We start from the raw sequence: 13,379 nt of genomic DNA, 5'->3' as shown, positions 1-13,379 counted from the left end.
CTGCTCGGTATCGCAGGCCATGGTTGCAGTACTGCCTTCACCATGGCCTCGCTACAGCTTAACGCCTCGAAGCTGACTAGCTTGTCACGAAGGGTAATGTCGACCGGTTGCACGGACATGACGCCCGTTCGCCGCTACATGCTTACAAATATTTAACACCGCGCTGACGCGGCGCCGTGCCGATCCCGCGCTCAGCGAAAGCCGGGCCACCAGCCACGCCCGTGGTGGGCGTAGTGATCTGCGGCGATTTCAAAGGGATTGCGCGCGCTGACACCGCCACAGAGCAGGTAGACGGGCAAGTACAGCGGACCCAGTACGAAGTACTGATACACATGGGCGCGCTCATGGTCGTCCAGCCGGATCCACGGCTCCACCGCATGTCCCGCCCGATGAGCATACGTGCGGCAGCTGATGCCCAGGTCACCGCCGGTGTGCAGGATGACGTTGCCCAACGTGATCGCCCCCCCCGGCCCCCACGGCCAGTGATGAAACACCAGCGCGCAGTCCCGCGCGCTCCAGTGGGGGCGCGATCCGCCCAGCATGCCCACGCCACCGCCGACCAGGCCGATCAGGGTGTTGGGCGACGTCCACAGCGCGCCGAGCACCTGCAACGGGCGCAGCCACGCGGGTCGTGCCGGCGACCGGTTCAATCGGCCTCGTTCGGGATCAGCAGCCACAGGATCAGGTACACCAGGATGCCGGGGAACGCAGCCGAGGCGATGGAAACCACCACGAACAGGATGCGCAGCAGCGTTGCACTCCAGCCAAACCGCTGGGCGATGCCGCCGATGACGCCGGCAATCATGCGGTTGTTCAGAGAGCGCGAAAGGGTGCGGGGCGTGGTGGCATTCATGGAAGGGCTCCGAGGATCTGGGTACTACCCTAGCGGCAAGGCCGTCTACGACGGGTCAGCAGTCAGAGGAGCCGGGACGACACCCGATCACCACGCCCTGCCCGTCCGCCGTCGCGATCAGCCGCTGCGGGCCTGCAGCCACTCATGGATGGTGGTCGGCACCTCGCGCTGCGCGCGACCGGACACGTAAATGCCGATGTGCCCGCCCCGGAAGCTGGATTCGGTGTAATCGGTACTGCCCAGTCGTCCGCGCATCGCGCGTGACGCATCGGGCGGCACGAGATGGTCCTGCTCGGCGTAGATGTTCAGTACCGGCAGCGTGACCTGCGACAGCGCGACGGGCTCGGTTCCGATCCGCACGCCGTCGTGCATCAGGCCGTTGCCTTGGTAGAACTGCTTGATGAAGTCACGGAACGCCTCGCCTGCCAGATCCGGCGAATCGAAGATCCATTTTTCCATCCTCAGGAAGTCTTCCAGCGCCGCCTTGTCATCCAGGATGTCGAGCAGGCCGACGTACTTCTGCACGTTCAGTCGGAAGGGCTTCAGCATCAGGTAACTGGTGTTCATCAGATCGGCCGGGATGTTGCCCAGCGTATCCACCAGCAGGTCTACATCCACCTGCTGCGCCCAGTGCGACAGCATGTTGTCCGGCGTATGGAAATCCACCGGGGTGACCATGGTCACCAGATTGGCCAGCTTCCGTTGGCGCAGGGCGGCATAGCACAACGCGAACACCCCGCCCTGGCAGATGCCGAGCATGTCCACGGTCATGCCCGCGCGTGCCAGCAACGCGTCCACCGCGCCGTCGATATAGCGCAGCAGGTAGTCTTCCAGCGTCAGGTACCGCTCGGACCGATCCGGATAGCCCCAGTCCAGCACATAGACATCGTGGCCCAGCGCCAGCAGCTTCTGCACCAGCGAGCGATCGGTCTGCAGATCGACCATGTAAGGGCGGTTGACCAGCGCGTAGACAATCAACAGCGGGCGCTTGTGCACGGGCGGCGTATCGCCGACGAAGCGGTACAGCACCACCTTGCCGTCGGACCACACCGCTTCGCGCGCAGTCACCCCGTAGTCCACGTCGTCCACCGACGGCAGCAGCTGCAGGCCTTCCATCAGCTTGCGCTGCATGGCCAACGTCTCCTGCATCAGGTCATCGGCATTGAACCCGAGGGGCCCTTTCATGTGCGCGGTTTCCGTGAGGGGGTGGGTGCGGCCTTCTTCGCGGGCACTTTTTTCGCGTCGGTTTTCTTCGCGGCGGTTTTCTTTGGCGCGTCCGCCGTCGGCGCCGAGGCGCGCTTTCTCACGCGGGGCGCGACCTTGGCTACGGCAGGCTGCACCGCCTGCGCCCAGCCATCGTCCGGCGCGGCGCGGCCCAGCTGCTCCACGGCCACCTGCAAGCGGCGCAGCTGCCGTTCCAGCTCGGCAATGCGCTTGTGCGCGGCATCCATCTCGCTGCGCGTGGGCAGCCCGACCCGCTCACTCACCTGCTCCACTTCGCGCTGTACCGCCGCGCGCAGGCGCATCTGTGCATTACCCAGCGCGGCATAGACCTGCTGGAACGGTTCGGACAACGCCACCTTGGAATACGCTTCTTCCGCCACTTCGATCCACAGATCGAACATCGCCCGGGCGCTGGTCAGCTGGCTGCCCGGCGTTTCATGCTCACCCAGACGCTTTTCGAACAGAGCGAATGCCGCATCCAGCGCCTGCTGGATCTGGTCGACATACGCCTTGGACTGATCCTGGAATTCCTGCTGGGCCAGCACCAGCTTCTGCCAGCGGGCCTGGTGTTCACGGGCCGGGCCGAACGCCGGCCCCTGCAACCACGGCGCCAAGCGCTCCTGCCACTGCTGCAGTACCGCGACCACATCGTCCATGCCGCCATCGACGCCCGTGCTGCCGCGTGCTCCCTGCAGCATCCACTGCAGCATGCCCGCGCCCTGGCCCTGCCCCATCACGGCCTCGCGCCACGCATTCGCGACCTCGGCACTGGTCGCGTCACGACCGGCGAACTGCGAGGCGACCTGCTGCATCGTGCCGTACCAGCCGCCCGCCTGCGACCGGAACCGGTTCACGGCGTCATCCGCCGGACCCGGACCGCGCTCGGGCAGCAGTTGCGCCCACCAGTCCAGCACCTGCTTCCAGTCTGCCGGGTCGCTGCCCGCGCCCGGTGCACCCACGCCGCCCTGCTTCAACGCATCGCCCCAGGCGCTGAAATACTGCCGCGCGGCGTCGTCGAACGGCGGGCGGCCCGGGCCGTTGGGGGAACCCTTCATGCCGGTGCCTGCGTCATGGCTTGGGAATGTGCAGGGTCTTGCTGATCATCAGCGACCCCGACAGTGCAAACAGGAGCACCAGCGGATGCAGCTGCCACGGGCCGATCTGCCACTGGCCCAGCCACAGGTCCGCACCGATCGCGCCCGTGCCCGCAGCGACCGCCAGCACGATCACCAGCAGCAGGCTGCTCGGAATCGGCGTGCCCTCGAAATAGGGCACCTTGTCGCCGCCATCGGACAACGCCTCGGCGGTCACGTTGTAGCGCGCCAGGCGGCTGACGCCGCAGCACACGAAATAGCTCAGCACCAGCCAATCCCAGCCTCCCTGCATGCCGCAGGCATAGGCCAGGGCCGCCGGCGCCACACCGAAGGAAATCACATCGGACAGCGAGTCGAGCTCGCGACCCAGCGTGGAACTGGATTTGCGCCAGCGGGCGATGCGCCCGTCGAGCGCGTCGAAGATGAAGGCCAGCGGGATCAACGCCATGCCGAACAGGAGATAGCCCTGTGCGCCGTCCTGCAGGAAGCGCATCGCGGCAAACACCGCACCAGTGCCGCAGAACGCGTTGGCCAAGGTGAACCAGTCAGCCAGATGGAACTCGCGCAGCATCGAGAAGTGTCGTTTCATGAAGGCTCACGGGACTACGGTGGTCTACAGGGTACGCGAGGCCGCGTGCGGACGACAGACGGATCCTTCCGGCACGCTTCACCCAGGCCTCACGCTTCATCACCTGCGGTGAATTTTTGGCCACCCATCTTGACAGCGTTGGAGGGCGGGGGCGGAAGGCGGTTATCCACAAAGTTGCTCACCAACAATCCACACCCCCTGTGGACAACCTGCGCCACGGATGTGGCGCAGGTTGTCCGCGCATGCAGTACATCCCCCGCCTTCGGCGCGCCCCCTTTGAAGGGGGCTTTCCCTCTGACGGACCGCGGTGTGACTCAAGGGGCTCTTTGTCCCACGGCTGGCGCCACTGATGTGGCGCAGGTTATCCGGGCATGCACTACATCCCCCCGCCTTCTGACGGAATGCGGTCTGGCGGCGTTGCTACCCGCGCCCGTCAGACCCGGGTGTACTTCCAGGACTGCATGCGGCCGTCGCGGTAAGGCATCACGCCGTGGAAGGCGCGCGGGTCCGTATCGAACACCAGCGGCAGGAAATGGCGATCGCCTTCCCACATCGGCAGCGTGTCCAGCTTGTCCACGTCCACCCACTCCAGCGTGCCTTCGTGGTTGCCGCCGTGCGGCGTACCCTCATAGGTATCCACCACGAACACGAAGCCGAACCAGTCCTCGCCCTGCTTGCCGAACCCCGGCCAGCTGATCGTGCCGCGCAGTTGCATGGACGTGCAGTCGATACCGGCTTCTTCCTGGATCTCGCGGCGCATGCCTTCGGCCACGTCTTCGTCCGGCTCGACCTTGCCGCCCAGCCCGTTGTACTTGCCCAGGTGATGGTCGCCGGGCCGCGTGTTGCGATGGATCATCAGCACCTGGCGGCGGTCCGGCGAAAGCACGTAGCCGAGCGTGGCGATGATGGGGGTATACGGCATGCGAGGTTCCGGCAGAGGCGAAGCCGCCGATTATGGCCGGATCAGGGCACGACTGTCAGGCGGCGCTCGGCCGTCACCGCGGCAGGCGCATCGGGGTCGCGCGCCAGCGTGGCCACGCCATGCCCCCGCTCGGCCAGATACTCCAGCCACTTGCCGAGGAACGTGTTCATGCGCATGCGGTGATTGATCAACTCCGCCGGCGGCGGGTACAGCCCCATCACGTCCTGCCAGCGGCGGCCGACGTAGCAGTGGGTGGTTTCGGCCTGGCGGGCGTCACGGTACAGACGCACATACGCCGAGGGGTCGGGCTGGCCAGTGACCGGGTCACACAGGTCGTAGGTCAGCCGCATTTCCACCGTGTAGGCGTGGCAGGCAATGATATCCAGTCGGACATCGAGCCCATCGCCGACGGACGATACGTAACTGCCGACCGCCAGATCACCGGGGGCGAACAGGCGCACGAGGTGGCGGTGGTTTTCCGCGTACAGGCCCATCAGCCAGCTCAGGCGGCTGAGGCGCGGGATGCGTTCGGTAAGAGGACGTGCTTGGGCCATGGCTTGATCCTACACGCTGCCGGCCCGCGCCCGATAGCGCCGGTCAGCACCGCGATTCAGGCGCGTCCGGTAGTGACGGCCGCTGGCCGTCAACGAACGCCTTGGTAGTGACGGCTTCAGCCGTCAACCAAAGCCGGCTGAAGCCGGCTCTACCGGGCAACGCGCCACCCCGGCATCCCGCCCCGTCAATAACGCCCCACCCGGGCAACGCGCCCCGTCGACAACGCGCCACCCACCCACGCACCCCGCCCCGTCAATACAGCTCCCGGCGCAGCCCCAGGGTGGCCAGCACCTTGCTCGAGATCTCCTCGATCGAGGTGTGCGTGGTGCTCAGGGTCGGCACGCGCTCCATCTGGAACATCCGCTCGGCCGCGATCACTTCCTTCTTGCAGGTGTCCGCCGCGGCGTAGCGCGAATTCGGCCGACGTTCCTGGCGGATCTGCTGCAGCCGTTCCGGGTCGATGGTCAGGCCGAACAGCTTGCGGCGGTAATTGCGCAGGCGCGGCGGCAGGCGATCGCTTTCCAGGTCTTCATCGGTCAGCGGGTAATTGGCCGCGCTCACGCCGTAATGCAGGGCCAGGTAGATGCACGTCGGCGTCTTGCCCGCACGCGACACCGCCACCAGGATCACGTCGGCATCGTCGTAATTGACCGCGATGCCGTCGTCGTGGCTCAGCGCGAAGTTCATCGCGTTGATCCGTCGGTGATAGGTCTCGAAGTCGACCATGCCGTGCGCCTGGCCCACCCGCGACAGCCGCGGCGAGGACAGTTCAGCCTCCAGCGTTTCGATGAACGGGGCGAACACGTCCAGCATCAGCGCCCCGCTGCCGGCGAGGATGACGCTGAGCCCCTGATCCACGCAGGAGTTCACCACGATCGGCCTCACCTGGTAGCGCTCACCCGCCGCGCGGATCCGAGCGCAGGCTTCGGCGGCTTTTTCGGGGTCATCTATGAACGACATCCGGTCCGTGATGAAACTGAATCCGGAGAACTGGGTGAGCAGGCTATGCCCAATGGTTTCAGCGGTGATACCGGTTCCATCGGAAACGTAGAACACCGGTCTGATGGTCGTCATAGGCGTGTTTTCCCAGTCCGAAGCTTAAAACGCCTGCCGTGACACGCTTGTGCCGACGGCGGTCCGACCGGCATCATAGCGGCTTCTTCCTACGGACGCGGCCATCCCAGCCCGCCTCGGGCGATGGCCTAACGGAGCATCGCGCTTGAACGACAATATCCTGTGGTTGCACGAACTGCGCTTGGCCGACCTGGCCCGCGTCGGCGGAAAAAATTCTTCGCTTGGCGAAATGATCGGCAACCTCGCCGGTCTCGGGGTGTCCGTGCCCGGAGGCTATGCCACGACCTCTGAAGCTTTCAAGGACTTCATTGCCCATAACGACCTGTCCACGCGCATCTTCGACAAGCTGGCCACGCTGGATGTCGAAGACGTTGCCGCGCTGACGGTTGCCGGCAAGGAAATCCGCGGCTGGGTCATCGATGCACCGCTGCAGCCGCAGCTGGACCAGGACATCCGCGCCGCCTACGCGCAGCTGAGCGCTGAAAACGGCGGCGGCGACATCGCCGTGGCCGTGCGTTCGTCGGCCACCGCCGAAGACCTGCCCGACGCCTCGTTCGCTGGCCAGCAGGAAACCTTCCTCAACGTGACCGGCGCCGACGATGTCGTGGTCAAGGTAAAGGAAGTGTTTGCGTCGCTGTACAACGATCGCGCCATCGCCTACCGCGTCCACCACGGCTTCAAGCACGAAGACGTGTTCCTGTCCGCCGGCGTGCAGCTGATGGTGCGTTCGGGCGTCGGCTCGTCCGGTGTGCTGTTCACCCTCGACACCGAATCCGGCTTCCGCGATGTGGTCTTCGTGACCTCGTCGTTCGGTCTCGGCGAGATGGTCGTGCAGGGTGCGGTGAACCCCGATGAGTTCTACGTCTACAAGCCCACCCTGACCGCGGGCAAGCCGGCGATCCTGCGTCGGTCGCTGGGCAGCAAGGCGATCCGCATGGTGTATTCGGATGTGCCCGGTGAGCGCGTGCGCATCGAAGACACCCCGGCCGAACTGCGCAGCACCTTCTCCATCAGCGACGAAGATGTGCAGGAACTGTCCAAGCAGGCGCTGGTCATCGAGCAGCATTACGGCCGCCCGATGGATATCGAGTGGGCCAAGGACGGCGTCAGCGGCAAGCTGTTCATCGTGCAGGCGCGTCCGGAGACGGTGAAGTCGCGCAGCCACGCCACCCAGATCGAACGCTTCGCGCTGACCGAGAAAGACGGCAAGGTGCTGGCCGAAGGCCGCGCCGTGGGTGCCAAGATCGGCGCCGGTGTCGCCCGCGTGGTGAAGACCCTCGACGACATGGCGCGCGTGCAGCCCGGCGACGTGCTGATCGCCGACATGACCGATCCCGATTGGGAGCCGGTGATGAAGCGTGCATCGGCCATCGTGACCAATCGCGGTGGACGCACCTGCCATGCCGCGATCATCGCGCGCGAGCTCGGCGTGCCGGCCGTGGTCGGTTCGGGCAACGCCACCCAGCTCATCCAGGATGGCCAGGAAGTCACCGTCAGCTGTGCCGAAGGTGATACCGGCATGATCTACGAAGGCATCCTCGCGTTCGAGCGCACCACCACCGATCTGGGCAACATGCCGCCCGCACCGCTGAAGATCATGATGAACGTGGCCAACCCGGAACGTGCCTTCGACTTCGGCCAGCTGCCGAACGCAGGCATCGGCCTGGCGCGCCTGGAAATGATCATCGCCAGCCACATCGGCATCCATCCGAACGCGTTGCTGGAGTACGACCGCCAGGACGCGCAGACGAAGAAGAAGATCGACGAGAAGATCGCCGGCTACAAAGATCCGGTGAGCTTCTACGTGGATCGCCTGGCCGAAGGCATCGCCACGCTGACCGCGTCGGTGGCCCCGAACCCGGTGATCGTGCGCCTGTCGGACTTCAAGTCCAATGAGTACGCCAACCTGATCGGCGGCACCAACTACGAGCCGCACGAAGAGAACCCGATGATCGGCTTCCGCGGTGCCAGCCGTTACGTCGACCCGAGCTTCTCCGCAGCCTTCGCGTTGGAATGCAAGGCCGTACTGCGCGTCCGCAACGAGATGGGCCTGGACAACCTGTGGGTCATGATTCCGTTCGTGCGCACGCTGGAAGAAGGCCGCAAGGTCATCGAGGTGCTGGAACAGAATGGCCTGAAGCAGGGCGAGAACGACCTCAAGATAATCATGATGTGCGAAGTGCCGTCCAACGCACTGCTTGCCGATGAGTTTCTGGAGATCTTCGACGGCTTCTCCATCGGCTCCAACGACCTGACCCAGCTCACGCTGGGGCTGGACCGCGATTCGTCGATCGTCGCGCACCTGTTCGACGAACGGAACCCGGCGGTGAAGAAGCTGCTGTCGATGGCGATCAAGTCGGCCCGCGCCAAGGGCAAGTATGTCGGCATCTGCGGCCAGGGCCCGTCGGATCATCCGGACCTGGCGGAATGGCTGATGCAGGAAGGCATCGAATCGGTATCGCTGAACCCGGATACCGTGGTCGACACCTGGCTGCGCCTGGCCAAGCTGAAGTCGGCCAGCTGACGAAGCAGCGTGACGGCCCCTGGCCGTCACGCCTTTCCCGCACGATGAACTGGTAGAGCCGACCGGTAGAGCCGACTTCAGTCGGCTGCCTTTCGCGTGATGCACCCGGTACCCACGCCCGCTGGCCGTCCACGCTTTGCCGCTGCGCTCGCCGAGCATGGCTCGGCGCTACCAACGCTGCCGCGCGTCCACCATTCCCCGCGCGCGATTACCGGCTCTACCAAAGCCGTGTCCAAAGCCGTGTCCAAAGCCACGTCGCGCTTTTCAGCCGTTGGCGATCCGCTGGTAACACGCCTGCACCACCTCTTCGCCGTACTTTCGCTCCAGCCGGCGCACGATGAAATGCCCGCGCGCGACGTCCTGGTAGTAATCGGTGAACATCGTGTTCAACGCCGCACCCGTCGCTGCACCTACGATCGGTACGGCCTGCGCGGCGAACTTTTCGGTGATCACCACGCCAAAGCGCGCCGCCACCTTCTCCGCCAGCTTGGCCAGCAACTTACCGGCCTCCTTCGGCGCCACGCCCAAGGTCAGGTTGCGCCCCGTCGCCACCCGCCCGACCAGTTCGGCCGACAGGTGCCGCACGACGTCCGCCGTAAAACCCCGAGCCAGGTAATAGCCAGTCTCACTGGCGTCATCGCTCTTCGCGTTGCCGCCCAGCGCGAACACTTCCAGACAGGCCTGGCGCGTGGACAGATCAGCCAGGTCAAACCCCTCACTGCGGGCCACGTCAGCCACGGCGCGCATCATGATGGTCGTGGACAGCGGCAGCTCGATCAGCAGCGCGGTGAAGCCAAACGCGCCACCCACCGCGCCGGAGGTCGCCGCCGCGAACTTGTGCCAGCGCGTGGACGCCGCCTTGCCCGGCGTATTGTCCATGCTCATCAACGCACCCTGCACGGCCTTGTACAACGCCGCCTGCACTGCGCCGTGGATGCGACTGGACACCGCGTTGGGCAGGCGGCTGACGGCGAACTCCAGCGGCGTGCCGACCAGGTTGGCCATGCGCGCGGTGATGGTCGGTGCCTCCAACAGGGAAACAGCACGCTGGAGGGCAGCCCAATCGTCAGGCTGCTGGGCAATATCGCGGGGGAGCAGGATCGGTTCGTTCATGCTGCCGATGGTAGCGCTGCAGGGTTGAACGGCCGGGTGACGACGACCTGGCAGTGACGGCCGCTGGCCGTCAGCCCTGTGATCGTCCGCAGCCTCTTGTCGGCCAGCGGCCGTCACTACCCTTCAGACGGGCAGCCCCGCCAGCGCACCCATGAACTGTCGGTAATGCTTCAGCTCGTTGATCGAATCCTGCACATCGCTCAGCGCCGTGTGGTTGCTGTTCTTGCCGACGCCCGCAGCCACCGTCGGGGCCCAGCGCTTGGCCAGCTCCTTGATGGTGGACACATCCAAGTTGCGGTAATGGAAGTATTTCTCCAGCCGCGGCATCTCGCGGTGCAGGAAGCGGCGGTCCTGACAGATCGAGTTTCCGCACATCGGCGATGCGCCGGCACTGATCCACTCGCTGAGAAAGTTCACCGTCGCCGCTTCGGCCTGGCCCAGGGTGACCTGGCTGTCGACCACGCGCTGCCACAGGCCCGAACGGCGATGCTGGTTGCGGTTCCACTCGTCCATCGCCTCCAGCCGCTCCACCGGATGGTGGATAGCGAACTCCGGGCCTTCGGCAAGCACGTTGAGCTGGGCATCGGTGACCACCGTGGCAATCTCGATGATCGAATCGTTGTCGGTATCCAACCCGGTCATTTCCAGGTCGATCCAGATCAATCGGTCATTGCCTGCGCCGGTGTCGGCCATCGTGCTTCCTCGCTGAGGGCGGGCCGGACGACCGCGCCATGAATGGATGCGGCCATGATACCGCGCCCTTCAGCCTGCGTCGGCAGGCGGCGCGTCCAACGCAAGCAGCGGGCGCCCGCGCTTGGCACGAAAATAATTGGTCAGTCGGTTGCTGGCCTCGCGCGCCAGCACGCCGCCATGGATCTCGACCCGATGGTTGTGCCGCGCATCGCCGAGCAGGTTGAACACACTGCCGCAGGCGCCGGTCTTCGGATCGGTGGCCGCGTAGACCAGACGCCCCACGCGCGCATGCACGATCGCCATGGCACACATGGCGCACGGCTCCAGGGTGACGTACAGCGTGCTGCCCATCAGCCGATGGTTCTGCAGCGCCCTCCCCGCCCGCCGCATCGCCACGATCTCCGCATGCGCACTGGGATCGTGCTCGGCAATGTTGAGATTCCAGCCCTCGCCCAGCACCTCACCCTGTGCACTGACCAGCACCGCGCCAACCGGGATCTCGTTGAACTCGCGCTCCGCGCGCTCGGCCAGGGCCAGCGCATGGCGCATCCAGTGCTCGTCGGCGTCGTGCACCGGCATGGCGTCGCTCATGGGCGGCCCGCCTTCTGCAGGAACGCCTCGAACGCAGCCAGCGTCGCTTCGCTCACATGGTGCTCGATCCCCTCGGCGTCGCGTCGCGCTGAATCGGCATCCACGCCGAGTGCCAGCAGAAAGCGCTCCACGGTCTGGTGACGGGCGCGGACATCGCGTGCCAACTGCTCGCCGGCCGGCGTCAGGAACACCCCGCGATACGGCCGCTGGATCGCCCAGCCCTCCTTGACCAGCCGCTTCAGCGCCTTGGCCACCGTCGGCTGGGCCACCCCCAAGCGGCTGGCGATATCCACCTGGCGGGCCTCGCGGCCATCGGCAATCAGGTCGGCGATCAGCTCAACATAATCTTCCACCAGCTCGGACCGCCGCGCCTCGCGCACCTGCGCGAAGCCCTCCATATGGACCTGGGAAGCGGGCAGGACGGATTTGGGGCGGGCAGTATCAGGCATGGCGGCCATTGTACGCGGGCGCCGAGCATGCCACCCAGCGGCCGTCAGTAACCCTGCCCCTTGGTAGCGCCGAGCCACGCTCGGCGAGCGCAGCGGAAGGCACACCCATGACGGCCAGCGGGCGTCACTACCGGATGTGGTTCACCGTTTGTCCAACAGATACAGAAACTCCGTCACATGCGTGTCCCGCGCTGCCAGGTTCCGGCTTCCGCGGAACGCGTTGTAGCGGGTATCCATCACGCTCAACGCCCCCATGCCCTCCAGCCCCGCCACAAACCGCTCGTGACTGATGAACCCTTCGGAGTTGTACGAGATCAACACGAAATGCGCCCGCACCTGCGCCACCGCGTCGAACAGCGCGGACTCGGCCAGACGGGCCTTGTTGTAGTCCGACCGGTTCCAGTCGGTGGGAATGCCCGACACCCGACTCACCTGCGACGGCCGCTGGTAGTCACACAACAGGTTCAACATGAAGTAGTTCGAACCATACGGATGCTCATTGTAGGGCGGATCGAAGTAGGCCACGTCCACCACGCCCAGCTCGCGCACCAGCGCATTGGCATCGCGGCGATGCAACTGCACCTCGCACGCAAAGCGACTGAACACCGGCGGCTGCACCTCGATCGGCCGCAGGATCCGCGACAACGCATTGCGCGCACTGCCGCCAAACTGTCCAATGCCCTCGCGGTTTTTGTGGAAGCCTTTGAACACGCCGGACGTATTGGTGTACATCGACGCCTGGGCGAGCACCGGCCCCAGCAGGAATGGCTTCAACGCCTCCGGCGTATCGGCTACAACCTGGCAGAAGGTATCCAGGAACATCGCGTTGCGCCGCGTATAGAACACCCGCTCACCGGGCTCGATGTTGTCATCGTCGCGCGGAGCGTACAGCTCGCAGAGAAAGCCCGGCGCGCTATCCTGCGCAACGCGGCGGGCCACTCGGTCAAGTTCGTCCGCCAACGCGCCAGTGTCCACCTCCTGCGCATTGGCTTGATAACAGCGGTTGCCTACCTCGCTGTACCGCTCCAGATCATTGCAGTGCAGGGTCGCAGCATAGCGCCGGGCCAGCCGGGCCACCACGCCGGAGCCGGAGAACATATCCAGGAAATGGATGGTCGGCTTCTGCAGACACGCCATCGCATGCACGATGCCAGCTTCCACGAAGGGCAGCAGCGCCCGCTTGTTGCCGATGTAGGTGATCAGCTGGCTACGCAGGAACGCCTCGTGCTCGACAGGCACGCGGTCAATGGCATCTTCCTGCGGATTCAAACGGTTCCCCTGATCACGTGATGGCCTTCGAAACTCCAGGCCATGGTAGCGCCGAGCCACGCTCGGCGGGGGTCTGCAGTGCGGCTGATCCGGCTGGGATCGGGCATTCCGCCGAGCGTGGCTCGGCGATGCCGATGCAATCCCGCTACCCGCGCGCCAACACTTTGACGCAATCGGAACGCCAATTTGGTAAAACGTACGTCTCACCATCACGAATCGAGCACATGTCGCCAAGGAATGGAGACCCACGCAAGGCCACCACAGCACCCGGAACACCGTTCCGCGTATACCGCGCCGCCCTGTCGCCCACGATTCGATGACGTTCTTTATCAACCCTTCCCACCCATCTTCCAGGAGGCCCCCAGTGCGCCGATCACTTCTGCCGTGCGCTGTGTTGCTGCTTCTTACCGCCTGCCATTCGGAGACCGC

Annotated in this window: 14 protein-coding genes; 1 reads left to right on the top strand and 13 read right to left on the bottom strand. The window is 65.3% G+C overall.

Annotated features, from left to right (window positions below; translation table 11 throughout):
- Positions 1-191: 191 nt before the first annotated feature.
- The 8 genes from ABRP17_RS17050 to ABRP17_RS17015 form a co-directional block, all read right to left on the bottom strand.
- Positions 192-650 carry a hypothetical protein gene (locus ABRP17_RS17050; protein ID WP_188327045.1) on the bottom strand — a complete coding sequence of 153 codons (459 nt, stop codon included), beginning with the start codon at positions 648-650 and terminating at the stop codon, positions 192-194.
- A complete protein-coding gene (locus tag ABRP17_RS17045) occupies positions 647-853 on the bottom strand; it encodes a PspC domain-containing protein (protein ID WP_192079786.1) in 207 nt (68 codons plus the stop codon). Before ABRP17_RS17045 ends, ABRP17_RS17050 begins: the two co-directional genes overlap by 4 nt.
- Positions 854-970: 117 nt before the next feature.
- Positions 971-2,038 carry a class III poly(R)-hydroxyalkanoic acid synthase subunit PhaC gene (phaC, locus tag ABRP17_RS17040; protein ID WP_349984387.1) on the bottom strand — a complete coding sequence of 356 codons (1,068 nt, stop codon included), beginning with the start codon at positions 2,036-2,038 and terminating at the stop codon, positions 971-973.
- Positions 2,035-3,132: a class III poly(R)-hydroxyalkanoic acid synthase subunit PhaE gene (phaE, locus tag ABRP17_RS17035; protein ID WP_349984388.1), complete on the bottom strand. Its 1,098-nt coding sequence runs from the start codon at positions 3,130-3,132 to the stop codon at positions 2,035-2,037. Before phaE ends, phaC begins: the two co-directional genes overlap by 4 nt.
- Before the next feature lie 13 nt (positions 3,133-3,145).
- Positions 3,146-3,760: a phosphatidylcholine/phosphatidylserine synthase gene (locus ABRP17_RS17030; RefSeq protein ID WP_188327041.1), complete on the bottom strand. Its 615-nt coding sequence runs from the start codon at positions 3,758-3,760 to the stop codon at positions 3,146-3,148.
- A 433-nt stretch (positions 3,761-4,193) separates the two neighbouring features.
- Entirely contained in the window at positions 4,194-4,682 is a 489-nt protein-coding gene (locus ABRP17_RS17025) for an 8-oxo-dGTP diphosphatase (RefSeq protein ID WP_192079792.1), read from the bottom strand.
- Positions 4,683-4,723: 41 nt separating this feature from the next.
- Positions 4,724-5,236 carry a DUF1249 domain-containing protein gene (locus ABRP17_RS17020; RefSeq protein WP_188327039.1) on the bottom strand — a complete coding sequence of 171 codons (513 nt, stop codon included), beginning with the start codon at positions 5,234-5,236 and terminating at the stop codon, positions 4,724-4,726.
- Between the two features lie 253 nt (positions 5,237-5,489).
- Positions 5,490-6,311 (bottom strand): pyruvate, water dikinase regulatory protein, encoded by an 822-nt coding sequence (locus tag ABRP17_RS17015; RefSeq protein WP_188327038.1) that lies wholly within the window; start codon positions 6,309-6,311, stop codon positions 5,490-5,492.
- Positions 6,312-6,456: 145 nt separating this feature from the next.
- On the opposite strand from ABRP17_RS17015, the gene ppsA reads away from it, so the two are divergent.
- Positions 6,457-8,835, top strand: a complete 2,379-nt coding sequence (gene ppsA, locus ABRP17_RS17010) for a phosphoenolpyruvate synthase (protein ID WP_192079798.1) — start codon at positions 6,457-6,459, stop codon at positions 8,833-8,835.
- A 264-nt stretch (positions 8,836-9,099) separates the two neighbouring features.
- Here the strand turns inward: ppsA and ABRP17_RS17005 are convergent, their stop codons facing one another.
- The 5 genes from ABRP17_RS17005 to ABRP17_RS16985 all read right to left on the bottom strand — a co-directional run bounded on the left by ABRP17_RS17005 (position 9,100) and on the right by ABRP17_RS16985 (position 12,950).
- The gene (locus tag ABRP17_RS17005) at positions 9,100-9,948 is read right to left on the bottom strand and encodes an EcsC family protein (protein ID WP_349984389.1); all 849 of its coding nucleotides are present in this window, start codon (positions 9,946-9,948) and stop codon (positions 9,100-9,102) included.
- Between the two features lie 123 nt (positions 9,949-10,071).
- Positions 10,072-10,641 (bottom strand): oligoribonuclease, encoded by a 570-nt coding sequence (gene orn, locus ABRP17_RS17000; protein ID WP_349984390.1) that lies wholly within the window; start codon positions 10,639-10,641, stop codon positions 10,072-10,074.
- Between the two features lie 69 nt (positions 10,642-10,710).
- Entirely contained in the window at positions 10,711-11,232 is a 522-nt protein-coding gene (gene tadA / locus ABRP17_RS16995; protein ID WP_349984391.1) for a tRNA adenosine(34) deaminase TadA, read from the bottom strand.
- Complete coding sequence (mntR, locus tag ABRP17_RS16990; protein ID WP_349984392.1) at positions 11,229-11,681, bottom strand: manganese-binding transcriptional regulator MntR; 453 nt, start codon at positions 11,679-11,681, stop codon at positions 11,229-11,231. Before mntR ends, tadA begins: the two co-directional genes overlap by 4 nt.
- A gap of 141 nt (positions 11,682-11,822) precedes the next feature.
- A complete protein-coding gene (locus ABRP17_RS16985) occupies positions 11,823-12,950 on the bottom strand; it encodes a DNA adenine methylase (RefSeq protein ID WP_349984393.1) in 1,128 nt (375 codons plus the stop codon).
- Positions 12,951-13,379: the final 429 nt, after the last annotated feature.

This window comes from Stenotrophomonas sp. WHRI 8082, assembly GCF_040223995.2.
Classification (GTDB): Bacteria; Pseudomonadota; Gammaproteobacteria; order Xanthomonadales; family Xanthomonadaceae; genus Stenotrophomonas.
Note: the sequence above shows the minus strand (reverse complement) of the source record. Positions and strands in the feature narration are given on the sequence as shown.